At 55.2% G+C, this 19,618-nt stretch carries 12 protein-coding genes and 1 pseudogene; 6 read left to right on the forward strand and 7 right to left on the reverse strand.

What is annotated here, in order from left to right; all coding sequences use genetic code 11:
• Positions 1-96: 96 nt before the first annotated feature.
• Positions 97-440: pseudogene (locus WD429_RS11810) on the forward strand (transposase); the annotation flags it as partial.
• A 141-nt stretch (positions 441-581) separates the two neighbouring features.
• On the opposite strand, the gene WD429_RS11815 reads toward WD429_RS11810, so the two are convergent.
• Genes WD429_RS11815 through WD429_RS11835 form a run of 5 tightly spaced genes read right to left on the reverse strand, consistent with a single transcriptional unit; the run spans position 582 to position 6,348 of the window.
• The gene (locus tag WD429_RS11815; protein ID WP_368422376.1) at positions 582-938 is read right to left on the reverse strand and encodes an ethanolamine utilization protein EutQ; all 357 of its coding nucleotides are present in this window, start codon (positions 936-938) and stop codon (positions 582-584) included.
• Positions 939-957: 19 nt separating this feature from the next.
• Positions 958-2,277, reverse strand: coding sequence for an NAD(P)/FAD-dependent oxidoreductase (locus tag WD429_RS11820; protein ID WP_368422377.1), 1,320 nt, complete (start codon positions 2,275-2,277; stop codon positions 958-960).
• Complete coding sequence (locus WD429_RS11825) at positions 2,274-3,683, reverse strand: FAD-dependent oxidoreductase (RefSeq protein ID WP_368422378.1); 1,410 nt, start codon at positions 3,681-3,683, stop codon at positions 2,274-2,276. Before WD429_RS11825 ends, WD429_RS11820 begins: the two co-directional genes overlap by 4 nt.
• Positions 3,684-3,692: 9 nt before the next feature.
• On the reverse strand, positions 3,693-5,135 hold the full coding sequence (locus tag WD429_RS11830) for an aldehyde dehydrogenase family protein (RefSeq protein WP_368422379.1): 1,443 nt from the start codon (positions 5,133-5,135) through the stop codon (positions 3,693-3,695).
• 28 nt (positions 5,136-5,163) lie between these two features.
• A complete protein-coding gene (locus tag WD429_RS11835) occupies positions 5,164-6,348 on the reverse strand; it encodes an aromatic ring-hydroxylating dioxygenase subunit alpha (RefSeq protein WP_368422380.1) in 1,185 nt (394 codons plus the stop codon).
• Positions 6,349-6,690: 342 nt separating this feature from the next.
• On the opposite strand from WD429_RS11835, the gene WD429_RS11840 reads away from it, so the two are divergent.
• Positions 6,691-8,388, forward strand: coding sequence for a BCCT family transporter (locus tag WD429_RS11840; RefSeq protein ID WP_368422381.1), 1,698 nt, complete (start codon positions 6,691-6,693; stop codon positions 8,386-8,388).
• A gap of 84 nt (positions 8,389-8,472) precedes the next feature.
• Here WD429_RS11840 and WD429_RS11845 read toward each other — a convergent pair whose 3' ends face one another.
• On the reverse strand, positions 8,473-9,399 hold the full coding sequence (locus tag WD429_RS11845; protein ID WP_368422382.1) for a LysR substrate-binding domain-containing protein: 927 nt from the start codon (positions 9,397-9,399) through the stop codon (positions 8,473-8,475).
• A gap of 737 nt (positions 9,400-10,136) precedes the next feature.
• Here WD429_RS11845 and WD429_RS11850 point away from each other — a divergent pair.
• Complete coding sequence (locus WD429_RS11850) at positions 10,137-10,727, forward strand: PEP-CTERM sorting domain-containing protein (protein WP_368422383.1); 591 nt, start codon at positions 10,137-10,139, stop codon at positions 10,725-10,727.
• Between the two features lie 146 nt (positions 10,728-10,873).
• Here the strand turns inward: WD429_RS11850 and WD429_RS11855 are convergent, their stop codons facing one another.
• A complete protein-coding gene (locus tag WD429_RS11855) occupies positions 10,874-10,993 on the reverse strand; it encodes a PEP-CTERM sorting domain-containing protein (protein ID WP_368422384.1) in 120 nt (39 codons plus the stop codon).
• A gap of 446 nt (positions 10,994-11,439) precedes the next feature.
• On the opposite strand from WD429_RS11855, the gene WD429_RS11860 reads away from it, so the two are divergent.
• The 3 genes from WD429_RS11860 to WD429_RS11870 all read left to right on the forward strand — a co-directional run bounded on the left by WD429_RS11860 (position 11,440) and on the right by WD429_RS11870 (position 19,386).
• Positions 11,440-14,571, forward strand: coding sequence for an Ig-like domain-containing protein (locus WD429_RS11860; RefSeq protein WP_368422385.1), 3,132 nt, complete (start codon positions 11,440-11,442; stop codon positions 14,569-14,571).
• Positions 14,572-14,888: 317 nt separating this feature from the next.
• The gene (aupA, locus tag WD429_RS11865) at positions 14,889-16,226 is read left to right on the forward strand and encodes an alkane uptake protein AupA (RefSeq protein ID WP_368422386.1); all 1,338 of its coding nucleotides are present in this window, start codon (positions 14,889-14,891) and stop codon (positions 16,224-16,226) included.
• 13 nt (positions 16,227-16,239) lie between these two features.
• Positions 16,240-19,386 (forward strand): Ig-like domain-containing protein, encoded by a 3,147-nt coding sequence (locus WD429_RS11870; RefSeq protein ID WP_368422387.1) that lies wholly within the window; start codon positions 16,240-16,242, stop codon positions 19,384-19,386.
• Positions 19,387-19,618: the final 232 nt, after the last annotated feature.

The raw sequence follows: 19,618 nt of genomic DNA on the forward strand, positions 1-19,618 counted from the left end.
AACTAATGAAATTCAGGCGGAACCGCCAACTGGACAACTAGGCTGACAGAGGGGGCCTCCCTTCTCTAGCTAATCTTGGAGTGGCAAAAAGGTCCGCTTTCCAATGACACGGACTTCTGCATCGATGCTCTGGAAGAGGCCCTACAGCGCCATGGAACGCCGGAAATCTTCAACACTGAGAGGGTGTCCAGTTCATGAGTGAAGCCTTTACAGGCGCTCTTAAGAAGCATGGTATCTAGATTAGCATGGACGGCAAGGGCTGCTACCATGACAACATCTTCGTGGAACGGCTCTGGCGTAGCGTCAAATACGAGTGCGTCGACCTCACCGTATTTGAGGACGGACACCACTTGAAGCGGGCGCTTAACCGGTACTTCCGGCACTACAACGAGACCCGGTACCATCAGACCCTTGATTACCAAACACCTGATGAGGTGTACTATCAACAACCTATGAGCCTGCAGCTTGAGCTGGGAATACAACGGATCAGAGCTTAGCAGTGCCTTCAAGGTGTCCAACTGATGGGGTCCACCTCAACCATGAAGAAGGAATCTCAGACCGGCATTCGTCCCTAGCGCGTTCTAACTTCGGATGTCTTTCCAGTTACCTGGATACAAGGCATAACCAAAGAGCGCGTAACCGCCATAAACCAACTCCGTACCTTCGGGAATCCAGAGCATCTGGCCAGGTATTACATGGTGGGTCTCGGCGGCCGCTGTCACTACCAGCTCGCCTTCGATGACAAAGATGACCTCATCGTAGAGAAGCGTCCAGGCCACTTCGGCCCCTTCCCAACGGGCGAAACCGGCACCCATGGTGGCGCTCAGCACACCATCAACCGTGCGTCCGATGGCGGCATGGCCGGGTGGCCCGCCGCGGTGATTAAAAGCAGTCTCGTGATGGTCGAATTTAACCACCCGAACCGGAGATTGATTCATGCATACTTCCTTTTAGCAATCATAACTCGCTCCGGCTCGCCCAGGCGGCGTGAACCATACGGGTCTTCACACCGACACTGAGAAAAGGTTGTGGCGGATTCATGGCGGGCTTGCCGGATACTGCAAGCATATCTGCCAGTTGACTGGAATCCTGACCTGTCGCCAATTCTGCGATCAACTTGCCGGAAATGGTTCCCCGTGCGGCGCCGACACTTTGATGAACCCCTGACATCCAGGCATGATTGCCCACTTCGCCAAAGAAGGGTGTGTAATTGCGGGATAACCCACAGGCGCCGCCCCAGGTCGCATCGAAAGGCACATGTTCCAATGAGGGATAGCGCGCCAGAAACGAGTCCCGATGACCCTTGCGAATGGCGGCGCGGCCAACGAGGTTGTCATGGTACTTGGGAACAAACCGGTATTGGTTGCGGATGATTAATCGTCGATCCGGCGTAAGGCGCACGGTTGTACCGGCATGATCGGCGGGTGTCAGGCCAAAGTGGTGTGGTGCCTCATTAAATAATTCCATTTCCTGATCGGTCAACTCCCGGGTCATGCTGGCGAAAGTCATTACCGGTAACATCCTTCCCTTGAGAAAACCAAATTCCTGGGAATAGATATTGGAGCCCAACACTAGATTTTTTGCCCGCACCTCGCCCTCCGGCGTCACGGCGTGCCAAATGCCGTCACTGCGGGACAGGCCGACCACCGGAGAGTCCTCGTGGAGTTCTACATTGTTCGGCAGCGTATCAGCCAGGCCGCGCACCAGTGCAGCAGGTTGCATGAGCGCTGTATCCGCAGTGTAAATAGCGGCCGCATAATGCGAAGTACCAAGGATTGGGCGCAGTTCTTCCCGTTCGAGCCTTTTGTAGGGGTAGCCAAATTCCTTGAGAAGCTTCTCGTAGCCACTCAGGTACTTGAGCCCCCGTTCGCCCACCGCGCCCTGGTATTTACCGGCAAGGGACCAACCGCAATCGATGCTATGGCTTTCGACCAGTACACCCAGATCCTTGATGGCATTCCGGTTGAGCCCCAGAAGCTTTTGTTTACGTGCAAGGTTGTCGCCTTCCAGGTCACGCTTGTGGGGTAAATCGATAACGAATCCGGTATTGCGGCCGGAAGCGCCTTGCCCCACTCGCAAAGCATCCAGCAAGACAACTCTTTGGCCAGGTCGTAATTCTGCAAGGCGTCGCGCGGCCGCCAGACCCGTAAAACCGGCACCGATAACCAACCATTCGACGTCTTTACAACGGGTCAATCGGTGTGCCTTGGCGGGCTCCGGAAGCAGGTGATACCAGCCGTTGCATTTGTCGTCGCGAGGAATAATAGACTCTGTCATACCAGCTCCTCGGTGGCTCTGCCACAGGCTTTTATCCATTCACTGCGACTGGTCATAGCCTCCTTGCCGACAAGGGCAAAGCCAACCATGACACCACCATCGTCATAACAGGCAGCGCGCACGCCATCCCCGGTTCTGTCAATGCGCCATTGGATGGCGATTTCGATGGGCGGAGCCACCACACATACGGGTGCTGCCGGTGTCTTGACCAGCACTGGCATCACAGGGTAGTTCACCGGGGTGGGTGTGCCATCAATTGTCCAAGCCAGCGCTTTGATACCGGCATTAATAGGTGCCAAGTAAGGCAACAGCTGGCCGTTGAGTTCCACGGCATCGCCAAGGGCGTAGATATTCGGTATGGATGTAGCCAGGTATTCATTGACCTGAATGCCACGGCCGCATTTGACACCGGCCTCTTGCGCCAGACTGATGTTTGGCGAAAGCCCCACGGCACTGACAACCAGGTCAGAGTCGAGTGTTGTGCCATCGGTCAGGGTCAGGCGATACGAGCCGTCGGGCACGCTTTTTACATCGGCCAGTGAGCGGGAGAGATACCACTGCACGCCGATCTCACTAAGCCCCCGACGCAGTACTTCGCTCCCGGCTACCGGCAACAATCTGGGCAAAGGCCTTTCCGCGAGGCCTACCACATCCACCTCATGACCGGCCTGGGCAAGATCATTGGCAAACTCGCAGCCAATGAGACCATCGCCGATAATGGTGACTTGGGCGGGTTCATCCAGGCAATCAAGTTTGGCTCGCATCCGCTGATAGTCCTGACGATTATTGACGGAAATCAAGGCGCTCTGATCACCGGTAAATCCAATGCGAACCGGCCGTGCACCGGTGGCCAGGATTAATTCTCCATAGCTCATGTCACCGAGGCGGGTCACAAGGGTTTGCTTCTTGGCGTCGATAGACAACACAGGACAGAATGCGTGAACCCTAATATTAAGGCGCTGCTCTATGGCTAGTGCAGACTCCTCAAGTAGGGTATGAGCATCCTTTTTCATTGCCAGGGCATTGGACAGTGCCGGCTTTGAATAACGACCGCCATCGTCCGCGGTAAAGATATGAATCTCGCGGTCAGCATTGAGGGCGCGCAATGCCTTGGCAAGACCATAGCCCGCATAACCGCTCCCAATAATCACTACCGGACCTTCCGGTACCACTTCCGAGGGAATGCTGGCACTTGCAGCTTCTGCCGCTAAAAGGGTTACCGGTGTTTCAGGCATGTCGGAAGTAATATCCAGCATTTCAAAGTCAGCTTTTCCGACACCGCATTCCGGGCACAGCCAGTCATCGGGCACATCCTCCCAGCGGGTGCCGGGAACTATACCGTCTTCAGGCCAGCCTTTCGCTTCGTCGTAGATGAGACCGCAAACAACACAAAGCCAGGTTTTCATAGGAGATCCTTATTCGCCAGCAATGCGGATGGCGATATTTTTTGTTTGCACATAACCATAAAGCCCTTGCTGGCCTTTCTCGCGACCGAAGCCTGAAAGCCCTACGCCACCGAAGGGTGTTTCCACCCCACCAGCGAACCATTCGTTGATAAACACCTGCCCGCCACGAAGGCGTCGAGCCGTTCGCAGGGCGCGATCCAGGTGCTGGTCGAAAACACCTGCCACCAAACCAAAAGCTGTGCCATTGGCCAGGGCCACGGCTTCGTCCTCTGAATCAAAGGCATTAATCACTAATACGGGTCCGAAAACCTCCTGCTGGAAAATCTCACTATCCACCGCTACATCCGTAAATACGGTGGGCTGCATGAAGTAACCAGAGGTGCCGGAAACCCGTTCTCCACCAGTGATGCAGGTCGCGCCCTCGACAATAGCTCGGCGACACATACCCTCCACCTGGGTCAATTGCGCTTGAGAAACCAGCGGCGTCAGGCCCGGGTTAGTGGTACCCGCACCAATGGACAGACTTTCCGTTAATTCAGTGACCCGCTGGCAAACCTCTTCCATTCGTGACCGATGCACAAGCAGACGGGACATGGCCGAGCACACTTGGCCCGCGTTGAAAAAGATGCCCGCCTCAACGCTTGCAATCACCTGATCCAGGTTGGCATCAGCGTGAACAATGGCCGCCGACTTGCCGCCCAGTTCCATGACACAAGGTGTTGCGCGTTCGGCAGCAGCCCGCAAAATCCGTTGCCCGGTAGCGACCGAACCGGTGAACACGATCTGGTTGGTTTCGGTATGCTCGACCAAATGGGCACCCACAACCGCGCCCTCGCCACAGAGTAAATTAACGGCACCACGAGGAAGCCCGGCACGCTCGCATGCTGTCATCAAAAAGGTCATTGCCAGGGGCGATACTTCCGGGGACTTGACCACTACCGCATTGCCTGCGGCAAGTGCTGGCGCCAGGGAGCGTGCACAGATCGAAGGCGGAAAATTCCATGGCACAATCTGTACCGAAACACCCATTGGCTCATAACTGGTGAAATCGACATAGCCATTACCCAGCGGGATAGACGTACCTTCGATTTTGTCAGCCATGCCAGCGTAATACTCGAAATAGCGGGCGGACTCCTCGAACTCGCCGCGGGCGATATCAAGCGATTTGCCGTTTTCACGGCTCAGTACCAGTGCAGCTTCTTCGGTCAGTGCCTTTATTTCACGGGCAATGGCCAATAGCCAGGAGACTCTCTGGGCCGGGCGCACAGATGTCAGGGCGCCGGAGTCAACGCAACGACGAGCCGCTGCCATGGCGGCGTCAGCGTCGCTTATACTGGCATCCGCGATTTCTGCATAGGGTTGGCCCGTAGCCGGATCATCGACCATGCGGTAGGTTTCGCTGCCAGTCCACGAACCATCAATGTAATTGTAAAAACGTTTTAAGCTGCCCATGGAGCGCTCCCCGGTAGTGGTCTGAATATCATGCAGTCAATGCGTCGCCGCGAACACGACGGGCTACCCACTGATGGAAAAAGTGAGTCGGGTGGTCAAGTACCGGGGAGAAGACGCCCCCCTGGAAGCCAGGTGACCTGCGACCGCGCTGCATACCCTCAACCACGCCAATATCTTCACCAAACACGACCCGCCAGGATTCCAGAGTGGAGGTACGGCAGGCACCGTAAGCATCCTCGGCCGCCTCGTCACCCACGTAATAGACGCGCAAATGTTCGGTGGTTTTTCCTGCAGAGACCGGCTCCAGCATCATGGCGAAGGCATGGTCAGCCTGGATGCCGAGCAGCACATTGGGGAAAAAGGAGATGTATTCCGCATGCTCCAGCTTGTCCTGAGGCCATGACGGGAACTTTGGCAGATGAGTGCCAGCCACATTGGACAGGCGATACGCCAGACTACCCTGCCCGGAGCAATGTTCGCCCGCCTGAATATTGTAATGATCTTCCAGTCGCGAATAGCTGTTCAAACTGGGATGAACCCATGGCAAGTGATAGCTCTCGCAATAATTCTCTACCGCAAGTTTCCAGTTGCAGTCGACGCTGATTTCCAGACTTCCGCCCATATTCACCCGCCGCAAAAGATCAAAGCCATCGGCACCAATAAAGTCGCGCCAGCGGTTTTCCAGCGACGCCACGTGATCGGTAAACGGCTCGGCCTGACCGTCAACATTGATGAAGATCATGTCCATCCACACCGCACTGCGCAGTGGCTTGAGACCGTGCTTCTCGCATTTGAAGCCTTCAACTTTGTGCTGGCCGACGCCACCGATGTGCGGCGTGCCTTTCAGGTTGCCGTCAAGGTCGTACGTCCATGAATGATAGGGGCAGCGAATAACCCCCTGAACCTCGCCCTCTTCCGCTACCAATTGCATGCCGCGGTGGCTGCATACATTGTGAAAAACCTGGGTTTCGCCGCTTTTGTTTCGCATCAGCAGCAGCGGCAAGCCCATGAAGTTCACAGGCTTAACGTAGCCATCCTTGATCAGATCACTGGCAAACCCGACACACACCCAGGTACCTGCCATGAGCGTGTCGCGCTCCAGGTTGAAAAATTCTTCGCTGACATAAGCTGCGTTCGGCATGCCGCTGGCGTCGGCGATAGGGGCAAGCACCCGATCGATTTGTTGAGTGGGAATCAGGTTTGGATTTGTCATGATGGCCTCGCTGTGGAATTAGCTCGTTGATGCTTTTTGTTTTCCTCGGCCTTGAACGAAAAGCGGCCTGGATTGCGAGAATTCTGTGTGCGGAGGTATCTTTCAGACAATCGATGTTTTGGCATCAATCCATGATATTTAATCATGCATAAATATTGGAAAGCTTTATATAATCGAATTGATAAGGATGCTCACCATAAATATAGATTACAAAATCTCATGTTTTTATGAAAAAAATTGCATTGCTTGCGATTCGTCAAGAAGTCAATCTTGCCGACACGAAAACAGGCAGTTTGTCCAAATTAGAGCAATCACAAAAACAATAGCCACGGGGAAAAACCTATGCGCTCAGACAGCGGCCCGCTCAAGGGCCTCGACCCAACCGTAACCATTGCTTCGAAGATCCTGGTAATTGGATTCGTCATTTTCTGCGCAGTAATGGCAGAACAGGCTGGCGTGATCTTTCAGGAGATTTCCACCAGTGTCCTTAATAATTTCAAGTGGTTTTATCTGTCACTGGTCACAGGCGTACTCGGTTTCCTTCTCTACCTTATGGTGAGCCGGTTTGGTCACATTCGACTCGGCAAAGACGATGAAAAACCCGAATTCAGCTACATTGCCTGGGTGAGTATGCTGTTTTCAGGGGGTATGGGCATTGGACTGATCTTCTGGTCAGTCGCCGAACCGATGTACCATTATGCGGCAAATCCCTTTTCGGCTGGTCTAACCGCCGAATCGGCGACAACGGCCATGCGACTGACATTCTTCCATTGGGGCCTTCATCCTTGGGCGACATTTATTATTGTTGCACTGTCATTGGCGTACTTCGCTTACCGTAAAGGCCTGCCGCTCACCCTGCGCTCGATACTCTATCCCTTTATCGGTAATCGGATTTATGGTCCTATCGGTCACACCGTAGATATTCTCACCGTTGGAATTACAGCGTTCGGAGTGTCCCAGTCACTGGGATTGGGCGTCATTCAAATGAACAGCGGCCTTAACCATGTGTTCGGACTTCCCCTCGACATAACCATACAGCTCGGGATGATCGCTTTGATCATGTTGTTAGCGGTTGCATCAGCTTTGTCTGGCGTTGGTCGCGGTATCCGCCGGCTCTCAGAATGGAACATGATGCTGTCCGTGGTTATCGTGGTGATTATCCTGGCCATCGGACCAACCCGCTACATACTCAATACCTTGCTGCAAAGCACTGGCGATTACGCCAACAACCTCATCAGCATGAGCCTGTGGAGCGATGCCACGGCGGACAGCGGCTGGCAGAACTACTGGACTGCATTTTACTGGCCGTGGTGGATGACCTGGGCACCGTTCGTCGGGATGTTCATCGCACGTATATCGCGAGGACGTACAGTCCGGGAAATGATTGGCGGAGCACTGATTGTTCCGACTCTGGTGACTTGCGTCTGGATGTCCGTGTTCGGTGGCAGTGCCCTGTTTCAGGAAATGCAGGCGCGAGCAGCTTATGATGACGCTGTCGCGGCGGACGCCAGCGTTGTAGAGACGCCCTTTGCTGGTGGCCCTATCCTTCAGGCCACTCAGGCTGATACCACCTCAGCTCTGTTCGCTATGTTTGAAGGCCTGGATCCGGGCGGGCTGGGAAGCGCGCTTTCGATTCTTGCCATCCTCTTGCTGGCAACCTATTTCATCAGCTCGGCAGACTCCGGCACGCTTGTACTCTGCATACTCGACAGTGGCGGGAACACGGAGCCTCCTCAGGGTATCCGAGTGCTATGGGGCGTCGTAATAGCCTGTATCGCAGGTGCCCTGCTCTATGCAGGGGGCCTGAAAACCATTCAGACGGCCTCCATCATTGCAGGCCTGCCCATTGCCTTCTTTATCTTGCTGATGACAGTCAGTCTTTACCGCACCTTGCGACGGGAGCCCATGGCAGCTGCCATGCTCCCAGTGCAGGCACGACCCAGCGATGTGAATCTGGACTTCGAGAGCGTGGTTTCAGAGCGTGCCGAGCGTTTAGATTCCGACGCGAGCAATGAACCGCTCAAGCCAGAGCCCGCCTAAGTGAAGCTTAAGTGCGGCGAGTTTTAGCGAACTCGCCGCACTGTATCATCAGAGATGATTACCAGAGAGTTCCAGACTGTAATGTCAGGTCAGTCCAAGATCCCCTACCTCACGGGGTACTGTTTTAAGAAGCCACTCCCGGAAAGCACGCACACTCGCGTGTCGCGAGGGAGCTTCGCCCTTCTCCAGCAGACAGAACCGAGCCTCTGTGCGCAATACTGTGGAGGCAGGACGAACAAGTTGTCCGTTCGCCAGGTGGTCATCAACTAATTGTCCCCACCCGAGCGCCATGCCCTGCCCCATAATTGCAGCCTGAACCAGCATTGAGTAGCTATTAATGTTTAGCCGCCGCTTGGGCGGCCCTACTTCCCAGCCCACCTCCCGAAACCAGTTCTTCCAACTGACCCAGTCCACATCCGCCTCCTCCAGCGACAACAGAGTGCAACCAGCGAAGTCTTCCGGGTTTTCAAAGGGACCATATCGATCGAGATAGTCCGGACTGCAAACGGGGAATACCTCTTCGTAAAACAGGGTTGTGGCATGCATGGTGGCGGGCGGCTTGCGGCAATAGAAAAGTGCGATGTCTGCTTCCACCCGACCAAGATCGCGGATTTGTTCAAGAGCGACAATGCGCAAATCAATATTTTCGTGCTCCTGCTGAAATCTAGCAATCTTCGGCAGTAACCACAACGACGCCATGGCACCCGATGTTGCCACTGTAACCTGCTGCATGCTCCGCCACGAACGTATATCGTTCGTCACCGACGCGATATCTGCCAGAGAACTCCGGACTGCCTGCGCGTACTGCAATCCCGCCATGGTTAAGTTGACCTTACGGGTGGCCCGGGTAAACAGAGGCTTACCCAAGTAGTCCTCAAGGCAGCGTATCTGACGACTAATGGCGCCTTGGGTCACGTTCAATTCCTCGCCTGCCAACGTAAAACTCAAATGACGCGCAGCTGCTTCAAAAGCAACCAGACTGTTGAGCGGAGGTAATGGATTGATTTTCACCGGATGGTTCCACCTGCTTTACGTTACGTGTCGCTTATTTTATCAGGACAACGTTACCTACGCTCACTTCCCGGTCAAGGCCCTACCCCAGACATATGTCTTATAAGTCTGGAGCTCGATAACTCTTTGAACTGCCATTGTCGCCGAATAACTCGCGAGAGCTCTGGCTTCGGTGCTCGAAGCAGGCGCACGCTTGCCTAATGCAAAGTGCAAAGGGGTTCTACGCTGTTACTGCTGACACTTCTAAAAGGAGGCTCGATGGGCCTCCACCGGACACCCTAATCCGGCCCTGCTTATGCAGGCGTTGGAGCACCTATCCAGGCCACCCTAAATAGCCCGTTTGGGCGTGGCAAAAGGTCCGCTTTCCAATGACTGCGCCGCCCGAACTCCCGTCGTACGTCGCCATAGGTTTCAAAAATACCTACCACAACCACGCCCTCAGAGCTTCCGAAAGCACTCCTTTCAATCGCACTGAACCTCAGCGGGCTATTCCGGCCCAAAATCACAGACTTCTTTTGCGCCTGTCTATTTTTTTTACAATGCACCCTGACACGCAAATCCGCGATAATCCCAACCTTCTGTTTTGTATTGAATCGCCGATTTACGGAACGGTAACTGCTCATATACTCCGGAATACCAGGCAAGGAGCCGCCCCTTACCTGGGCTGTTAATATCCGCACAGTTGTTAACAGCGCCGTGGGCAGGCCAGCAAGTAAATCAGAGAAAGGAAGACAGCCATGCACACATTCAACTTATTTGCCCGGAGTGCCGCTGTGCTGTTAGTGCTGATATTTTCGATAAGCGCTAACGCACTGATCCTCTACCCCGCCGATCACGATACAACCAGTAATAAAACGGGGGCGTTGAACGCTGGGGAAGTTGCAGCTCTGTTTAACACCTCGGATCTGAGCCTTCTCTACAAATCCGATTACCAAGAGGGCGTCGCGCTCGGCCTAGATAGTGGCCCCTTTGCGAATGACTACAGCACTCTGTTCAGTCCTGCACCAGAGGATCCCACTAATGCGCTAATCGAATGGGGCGGTGCCAATTTCATAACCTGCCCGGAGTGCTACCTGGTAGTAAAGAACGGAATTCAGCCCCAATACCTCTTCGACCTGGGCAGCTGGGGTGGCATGGAAGATCTTGATTTGCGTGATTTTTACGCAGACACAACGGGAGCGATCTCACACGTGGCCATATTTGGCAAGTCCACAGTTCGGGTTCCCGAGCCAGGAACACTTGCGCTTTTGGGGCTGGGCCTGATAGGTCTCACCCTCACGCACAAGAAAAGAAGGGCGAGGTCTATTTTGAGCGACATCACTTCGTGAAGTGGTCCCGGGGGAACCAGGTGGGTAGCCTTCCGATTTGGCAAAAACATTGTCATACGCTTTCGGAAACGCTATCCACCCTTTTCCTTGATTGAAGATCAGCCGCCAGCTCTTTGGCCTCTTCTGGAGAGTGCCTCTTACGCATGTCAGCGCTTGTGATTTTCTTTCCAGCGCCGAACAGCAATAGCCAGCAAACCCAGGGCAATCAAAGCAATGGTCCCCGGCTCCGTGACCTCGGGGGCGGCCGGTGATGCATTCCAGTTCATGAGAAGACTCCTTCTGACGTTCAGTCAGGCGGCATGAGACAACCGCGCATTAACTCTCTTTACTTTCCTCTTCCGCAGCAACGTTCACACCACGTCAGGGCCAATCGAGGAGGATCAGCCAGTTAGTCATGGGTGGCCTAAGCGCAAGCGACGCTAGCTGTAAATTAACCCGACAACCAGGTCGGCATTCATCAAGTAGGGCTTTACACCTCGACCACCCCGATGTGATAACCATCACAAAACTGCAACAAAAGTTCACACGAAACTGCCTCGGCTTTTCTCCTAAAGCGGGCAACCATGCCGGGTTTGAGTCCAGTTGGCCCGCCTCCGGCGCTAAAGCCGTCAAACAAGCCAAACATTTACCCCCAGGCCGGGCCTAGAATCCCCACTACACGGAATAGCGGTCAAAAGGCCGTAACGACGCACAATAATAAGGGAGTATTGTTATGACTGACCGAACCAGTCGCTGTATGCGCGCTACCACAACCGGCCCGGCTCAACCGGTTCACAACACTCTGTTCGCCCTGGCTATTGCAACCGTCGCGCTGACAGGGTGCGGTGGCGAAGAGCAGACTATCGACACCACCGACCGCGCACCCGGCGAACTGTATTTCAGCTATCCTGCCGCCAACCAGGCCGCCGTACCGGTCACCTCCCCGATATTCATGCGATTTACCCGCGCCCTGACCGTGGACAGCGACGACCTGAACGCGGAGATGCTTGAGCTGAAGAGCGATCAGGGCGACGTGGTGGCACTGACCGATATCACCATGACCAGCGGGCAACGTGGCATAGCAGCGCGCCCGGACACACCTTTAAAGCCGGGTACCCGCTACACGCTGAAAAACCAAGAGCTGGCCACCAGCATGGGCGATATTGAACTACCCGGCGGCGGCATCACTTTCACCACCGCCCCGGCAACCCAGGGCCCACTGCTCGCCCGCACCGAGGGCAGCGGTTTTCGCGTTGCCCGCTTTGTCCCCACCGGGGACGACACCTATCCGGCCACCGACATATCCGTGCTGCGCATTCAGTTTACCGAACCGGTGGATGAAGGCTCTCTACGCTACGGAGATACCATCAGCCTGCAGGACGAGAGCGGCAAGCCTGTCCCTGCCGAGATGTATGTTCAGCACCACCGGGTGACCATCGACCCCAATGACGATCTGGACCCGGCGCAGACCTACACCATCAACCTGACCGAAGACATCCGCAGCACCATCGCCGAGGCCCCGCTGGAGCTCCCCGAAGAAGCGCCCTGGACATTTACCCCGCTGGACTCCACATCACCTGACGGTGAGCGTGAGCGCATGGCCCAGACGGCCACCACCGACACCGGCAAACTGGCGCTGTCCGATAAAGCGTTCAACTCGGTAAAGCTCAGCTCACTGTTGCTGGGCAATAACAACGAAACCACCGCGAGCGGTACCGTCTTTGCGGAACTCGGGTTTATACCCAGGTTCGATAAAGCGGGGCAAAGCGTTCCTCTGCGAATTGATCGTGGCGCGCTGATGACCGGTTCAGACGTGGCGGTGAATGTCGCCGGAGCCCTCCCGGCCGGATTTTCATCCGAAGACATTCAGGTCCGTTTTCTTTCCGACGCCAGCGGGTTCCTGATGAGCAACCCCTACACAGACGATAGCGACGCACCGCGACAAATCGAGCTGTTCATTGATATGGCACTGAACACCGGCAACACCATTGCCAATGCGGCCCTGGGACAAGAACTGCTGCATGTGCACCTGGTCGGAACGGCCCTGGTGGAAGACGGCACACTCACCATCGAAGCGGTGGGCGTGATTGAACCCGAAGTCATGGGTGTGGATGTGGCCTCCGGCCTGATCTCATTCCGCCTGGAAGGCTACGAGAACCCCGATGACGCGCCACCGGAAGCAAGCTTTGCGGACAACGAAGCCCCGTCGATAAAGAGCTGGGTGCCCGGAGAAGACAATCAGGACAAAATGCGCCCTGGTGATCCGGTGATCGTGTATTTCTCGGAGCCGGTGCTGCCAGGCTCAGTTACGGCCGATACCGTTGCGCTCTTCAAAGATGGCGTGGAGCAGGATTTCACCCATTCACTCAACGGCGCTGCGCTGACCATAAAACCCGGTGAGCCTATCGAGCATGGCGCAGACTACAGCCTCTTGTTAGATGGTGTTACTGATCTGGCGGGACACGAAGTGGCGACTCCGGCGCTGAATTTTGAGCTGGCTCCGACACTGGCTGGCACGTCTTCTGAGCAGTCGCCGCTGGCGCTGACCACTCGCCCCGGGTATCCGTGCGCAAAAGTCGACGGCAACCCGCACGACGGCCACCATGGGCGCTGCGCAGGGGGCAAACCTTCGGATGACACCCTCCCAATACCAGAACATCCCACAGATCGCCCGATTATGATTCGTTTTTCTCAAACCATGGACACATCATCCATGGTAGCCGGCAGCACTGTCACACTTGAGGAATACAGGGATGGCGAGTGGTCAACCCTCGCACCTCCAGAGTATGTAATGGAAAAAAGTGTGCGCAGCCTGGAAATAATGCCGCTGAGCCACTGGAATAGCGATCAGCTCTATCGTTACACACTCAAATCAAGCGTCGATGGTTCTGGTGACATTATTCAGTCCGAATCTGGGCACCCCCTACAAACCACCATTCTGAGCCAGTCATTCAGGTCTTTTGGAAATCGTGACTTTGGGGGGCCGAATTTGACCAACTATTTCGTTGCCCGGCCCGGCGATAACAATGTCTCGATACCGCTTCGGAACCTTCCTACCAGGGACGCAAACAGCGATTTGTCGCTGCAGTCACCTGAGCGACCTGTCACGGCTGATAGCAATGGCGAACATCACGCCCCGCGTAACGGAGCTATGCTTTCGGTAACCCCTGGTTCGGTGTCCAGCGATCTCGTGACTAACGCCAATATAGGTTGTCCGGTTGGGCAAGCCTGTGGGGAAAGTGCTTTTATCTATAAAACCGCAATGCTTGATGTAGACGTTGCGGGCGAACCTGATGAATCAGGGCGGGTACCAGTCAACATTCACCCCTCAAAATTGTATACCACAGGAGTCGACTTTTGGGTCTCTATTGATGATTCGCCACAGCCCATCTGCATCTGGACATGCAGTGCTGCGGATCTGGTTGGCGGCATTAACCAGCTCATACCCACCGGCCCAATGGTGATGCGCATTCGCTACCATGGTGCTGAGCGGAATCAGCTCGTTCCTGGCTCTATCTATTCACACCCAGATACCGATGAACTCTTTTTCGAGACCGAACTCGATGTGTACATGGATGCCCCTTATCTTCAGCCAGACATTGACCTGACATCGCTCGATCACAACATGCGCAGTTTTCCAATAGATGGCATCAAACTGAAAGGACCGGTGACATTTCTCGACGATGGGCGGATGCAGATCAAGCTTGCAAACGTGGATGCGCTGAATCTCAACATCGCCATTGAGGGCAACGTGCTCGGTGGGCTGGGAGACATCTTGGTTGGTAGCCCGGACACGGATATGACGTTAGCCATTCCGGCGGGCGAATTAGTGCTCAACTACATCTCCCCCTACACCCAACACTAACCACCCGCACCCCGAGCCACCAAAGAACCGGCATTGCCGAGTTCCTTTGGTGGCTCGGGCAAACAAAACATAACGCACTATCACACTCTTCCAACAAATCCGGCCCGTCCGGGTCTCGCGTTCCATTTTACTCTAGCCAATGATTGACACTGGCCAGGGGATGATCTTTAAGACGACCTTCGATGTCACTATGGCCAACGTCCCAAAAAGACAAGATGGTTACAATCTGAAACAGTTGTACCAGCACTCAGCAATGTGACCTGGCCAACGCCAGAGTCGCACAATCAGGAACGACAAAAATAACAGGAGTCAGATTCATGTCCGGTTCTCACCGTTTTGCAGTACGGGCGCTCACACTTGCGATTGCCACTTCCACCGCCGGCTTCGCAACCACCGCTTCAGCCAGTATGGGTAATCTCGGCACTTCATACGGCGTTATGCCAGTTGACGTCGCCACCGCTCAGTCCCTGTCGATGTTCAATGACCAGGTGTCCGCGACTTACTACAACCCGTCCTACCTCACCAGCGACGAGCGCGGCGAGCTGACCAGCGGCATTCTCCACGCGGAACAGGAGTTACGCTCCAGCCGTTCCGATGCCGACGGCGATATTGTGTCGAATTCGCCCAGCCAGCACGTACTGATCGGCATGAAAACCAACCTGGGCTCACTAACCCGCTTCAAGCACCCGATTTATCTCGGCTTCATCGCCGGCGTTGAAAAATACGGCAAAGAGATGCTGGCGTTTTCTTCAGAAACGTCTGAAACTGGTCAGTACCTTCAATACGGCAAAGAGCCCCTGTTTCTGAACGTTGGTGGGGCCACACCGCTGTGGCGCGGTATTTCTGCTGGTTTTTCCGTTCGTGTCACCCTGGAGGCCGCCGCTCAGTTGGATGCAGAATCTACCCTCGGCGGCGAGACCAAGGAAGAGAGCCTGGCGGTTAATGCCGAGCCCTCGCTCAAGTCCATTCTTGGTACCACCATCAAATGGGGAGAAACCTTGTGCCCAGACAGCAGCTGCTTTCTGGATGGCTGGGAAAGCGCGGTCACCTACCGCACCAAATCCTCTGCCCGCACCTCGGTCAACTCCAACATCGTTGTGACCCAAACCATCCCAGACCCTGGTCTGAGCCTGGCCGTGGCCACCATTGATTCGTTCCAGCCAGAAACCATCGGCTTTGGTACCCAATACAAGGGCGACGGATGGCGCATCGGCGGCAGCGTCGAGCAACAGAACTGGTCAGAACTTGAAGAGGCGTTCGCTGGAGACTCGATCAAAGATCAGCAGTCTGTAAATTCCAGCGACCGTATCCGCTTCGATGACGTTCTGATTCCCCGCATAGGGGGGGAGTACGAACTCAGCGAACACTTCGCAGTCCGCGGTGGCCTGGCCTACGAGGAATCCCCCCTCAAGACCACCCGTAATCCGGAACTGAACTACCTGGACACCGACAAGATCGTTGCCGGTATCGGCCTGAGCGCGACCTACGATCGCACTCGCATTCTGGCTTACCCGGTGCGCCTGGATATCGGTTACCAGTACCAGCAACTGCAGAAACGGGACTTTACCATCGTCGATTTCGACGGCAATGAGCAACAGGCCACGGCCGACGGCGATATTCACGTATTAAGCGGCTCCATCACGCTGAAGTTCTGAGGAGAGGCACGCCATGAACTACAAAAACACACTGGCACTGTTACCTATCGCCATCCTTGCCGCCTGCGGTGGGGATGAACAAACAATCAATGAACCGCGTACGCCCGGCTCCGTGGTTTATTCCTACCCATCCGATGGCCAGGGCGAACTCAGCCCGAAAACCGATCTGGTGCTACGTTTCTCCCACGCCCTCGCCGATGAGGACGTGGAGAGCAAAATCCGCGTCACCGCAGGCGATGACACGGTCGCCTTCACCACCGAGCCGGTGGATAACAACCGCAGCCTGCGCATCCTGCTGGAAGGCGAGCTTGAGCCCGGCGCTGATTACACCATCGAGTTCACCGAAGGCCTGCTGGCCGAGGGTAACCGAATCATCGCAACGCCCAATGCCGTCGGTGCGGAGGGCATTCAGTTCTCGACACGCGCCGCATTCAGCGGCATCGCCGGGCTAGACAACCTCAGCGACCGCTTTGCTGTCGACGAGATGATACCGTCTCCGAATGGCGTCTTCCGCCCGATGAACTTCTCCACCTTCCGCCTGCGCCTGACCCAGCCGATCCACCCGGAATGGAAGGAGCTCGGCGGTGTGATCGAAATCACCGATAGCGGTGGTGAAGCCGTCCCTGCGACTGTGCTGGTCAAGGGGCGTTATGTCACCATTGACCCCTGCATCGGCGATTCGCCCGAACTCTGTGGCCGTGAAGACGACACCCTGACAGCGGGCGAAACCTATACTGTTTCCCTCCACGGACTGCCCGGCCTCAACGGCGGCACGCTGGAAAGCTTCAGTGAAGAGGTCACGCCCCGAGACACCAGCCCGACCGTCGTACTCTTTCAGGAAGTGATCGATTCCGGCCTGAATGCCGGCAGCAGCGGGGAAGAGCTGCGCCGCTCCCGACTCAACGGCGAGATCATCAACGGCGTTACTCTGAATTCGGTATTGCAGGGCACCGCCGGCCCATCCCAGCAGACCGGTGGCCTGTTTGCGGAACTGGCGTTCGCGCCATCTTTCGACGCAGACGAACCCCTGCCGCTGCGTGTACCAAAAGGCAGCGTGCTGAACAGCAGCAGCCTGGACGTGCGGATAAACGGCCTGGTGCCGGTTATTGATCCCGCCACCGGCAGCATTCAGGAAACCGGCAACATCAAAGTGACCATGCTGTCCGATGCCACCGGCTACCTGCTGCCGAACCCATACACCGACGACGCCAACGCCCCTCGTCACGTCAAGCTGTTTATGGACGTGTCCATGAACACAGAGGAAGCGCAGCCCAACGCGTCCCTATCGCAAGACCTGTTGGGCGTTGAGCTCAGTGGCATCGCCATCGTGGAAGACGGCGTGCTCACCATCGACGCCATTGGCATGGTAGAACCGAACCTTCTGGGCCAGGAGTTCACCGACTCCACCATCGCCTTCCGCATAGAAGCCGCCACCGATTCCGACTCCCAGGAAACCGCGGCCAGCCAGCGAGACGATGATTTACAGGACCTGACCGGCCCACAACTGGTCAGTTGGATGCCCGGCCCGGAAGATGCATTCCCTGCTACTCGACAGGATATGCAGCGCCCGGGTGATCCGGTGGTGCTGAATTTTGATGAGCCGCTGGATGCGGATTCTGTCGCTGGTGGTGTAACACTGGATAAAGATGGCACACCACTCACCGTGGCCGACGGCACCCTGAACGCCAAGGTTGATGGCACTGTTCTGGTGCTGAATCCAGAGGGTGGTCTAGAACATGGCGTAGAGTACGCGGTAAACATTAATGGCGTTACCGATATTGCCGGCAATACCGCTACCGTTCCGACGTTGACCTTCAGATTGCCGGAAATCAGTGATGGCACTGAAATGCCTCCGGCCTCTCCCTTGGCATTAACAACCTATCCTGGCTACCCCTGCGTAACAGAAAATCTCGATATCAGTAATGGTAACCACGGCACCTGCGTCGACTCTCCAGATGCGCCGGCCAATATCGAGCGGGATCAACTGCCAGTTACCACCCTCCCCAAAGACCGTCCGATTGTAGTTAAGTTTTCTCAATCAATGGATCTGGCCACCATTAATGACACTTCATTTGTAGTAGAGAAAGTCGCAGATCCGTCCGCACCGGCCGCTATCGGCGAAGAAGAGGATGTACCTGGGCGACTGGAGAAAAAGAACCAGCAGATCCGCTTTTACCCAGCCAAAGCCTGGGAGCTAGATGCCACCTATCGCTATACAATGAAATCTGCCGTCGATGGCAACTGTGGCAGTCGTGAGATCATCTGCTCTTCCGAGCAAATGCCCTTACAAACAGACTTACTCGTGGACCCATCCGACACTGGGGGGCCGAACCTCACTATCTATTTCACCGGCTCTGAGTCAGTTTTAAGTGTCTTTACTCCACTTCGAAATCTTCCGGTTCGGGACACCAATTCGAACTACGTGATTGACTGTGACGCTCCGGGGAGCACGGATTGCCTTGAACCTTTTAACCATGAGGTAAGTGACGCCGATGGCTTTGCTCCGTCTGCGAATGCCGCCAAGCTAGTTAGTATATCGAATAATTCAACGGTTGGTTGTGACGTAGATGAAGACTGTCCCCACAATAAATTTATATATCAAACATATGCGTTGAACTCAGAAGTGGTTGGACCTGCAGTCGATCCTGAGACCGGGGAGCAAGGTGTAAGAGTTCTTCTCTACCCAACAATGCTTGCGACCACTTCCATCGACGTCTATCTAAACGAAGGAAAGTCCACAACAAACACACAGATTTTGCGGATGCGTTACGCTAAGGACGACCCGGAGTGTACCGGTTCAGCCTGTGCCAGAAACAGCCTCATTCCCGGCATCATAATTGAAAGTGAAGAAGGTGGGCCAATATTCAAAACGGAAGGGGCAGTGGAACTTTTTTTGGATGCACCAAATCTCGATGCTCCGTTTAACGCCGCCCATAACCTATACAGCTACCCATTTGAGTTAGTGCTTAAGGGGCCTGTAAAATTTTTCGATGATGGAAGAATGCAGATTATACAGCACAATACCAATGTCCCTACAATTCAGGTTGAAGCCATAGCAATTGGACTCATTAACGTCACGACAACATTGGTTATTCCGGAACGAGGTATATTCCTTAACTTCCTCTCCAACCCGATCAAGGAGATCCCGGAAGAGTATTGATCTCCAATCTCACCCGCACTCCAGGCCAGCCTTCGGGCTGGCTTTTTTTATGGCCGTTTCTGCCAACTCAGGCTTTTCCCCTCAACTCCATTTCCTGCTAATCTGGTTGCCTGTTGAAACCAACTCCGAAGATCCAAAGGCGAGCGGGTACGGTGTCCCGGGACCGTGCGGAGCCATGGATGGCGGAGCCCGAGCGTCACATGGACGTATTCAAAGCGTGTCCCGGGACACC

This window comes from Marinobacter sp., assembly GCF_040904845.1.
Taxonomy (GTDB): domain Bacteria; phylum Pseudomonadota; class Gammaproteobacteria; order Pseudomonadales; family Oleiphilaceae; genus Marinobacter.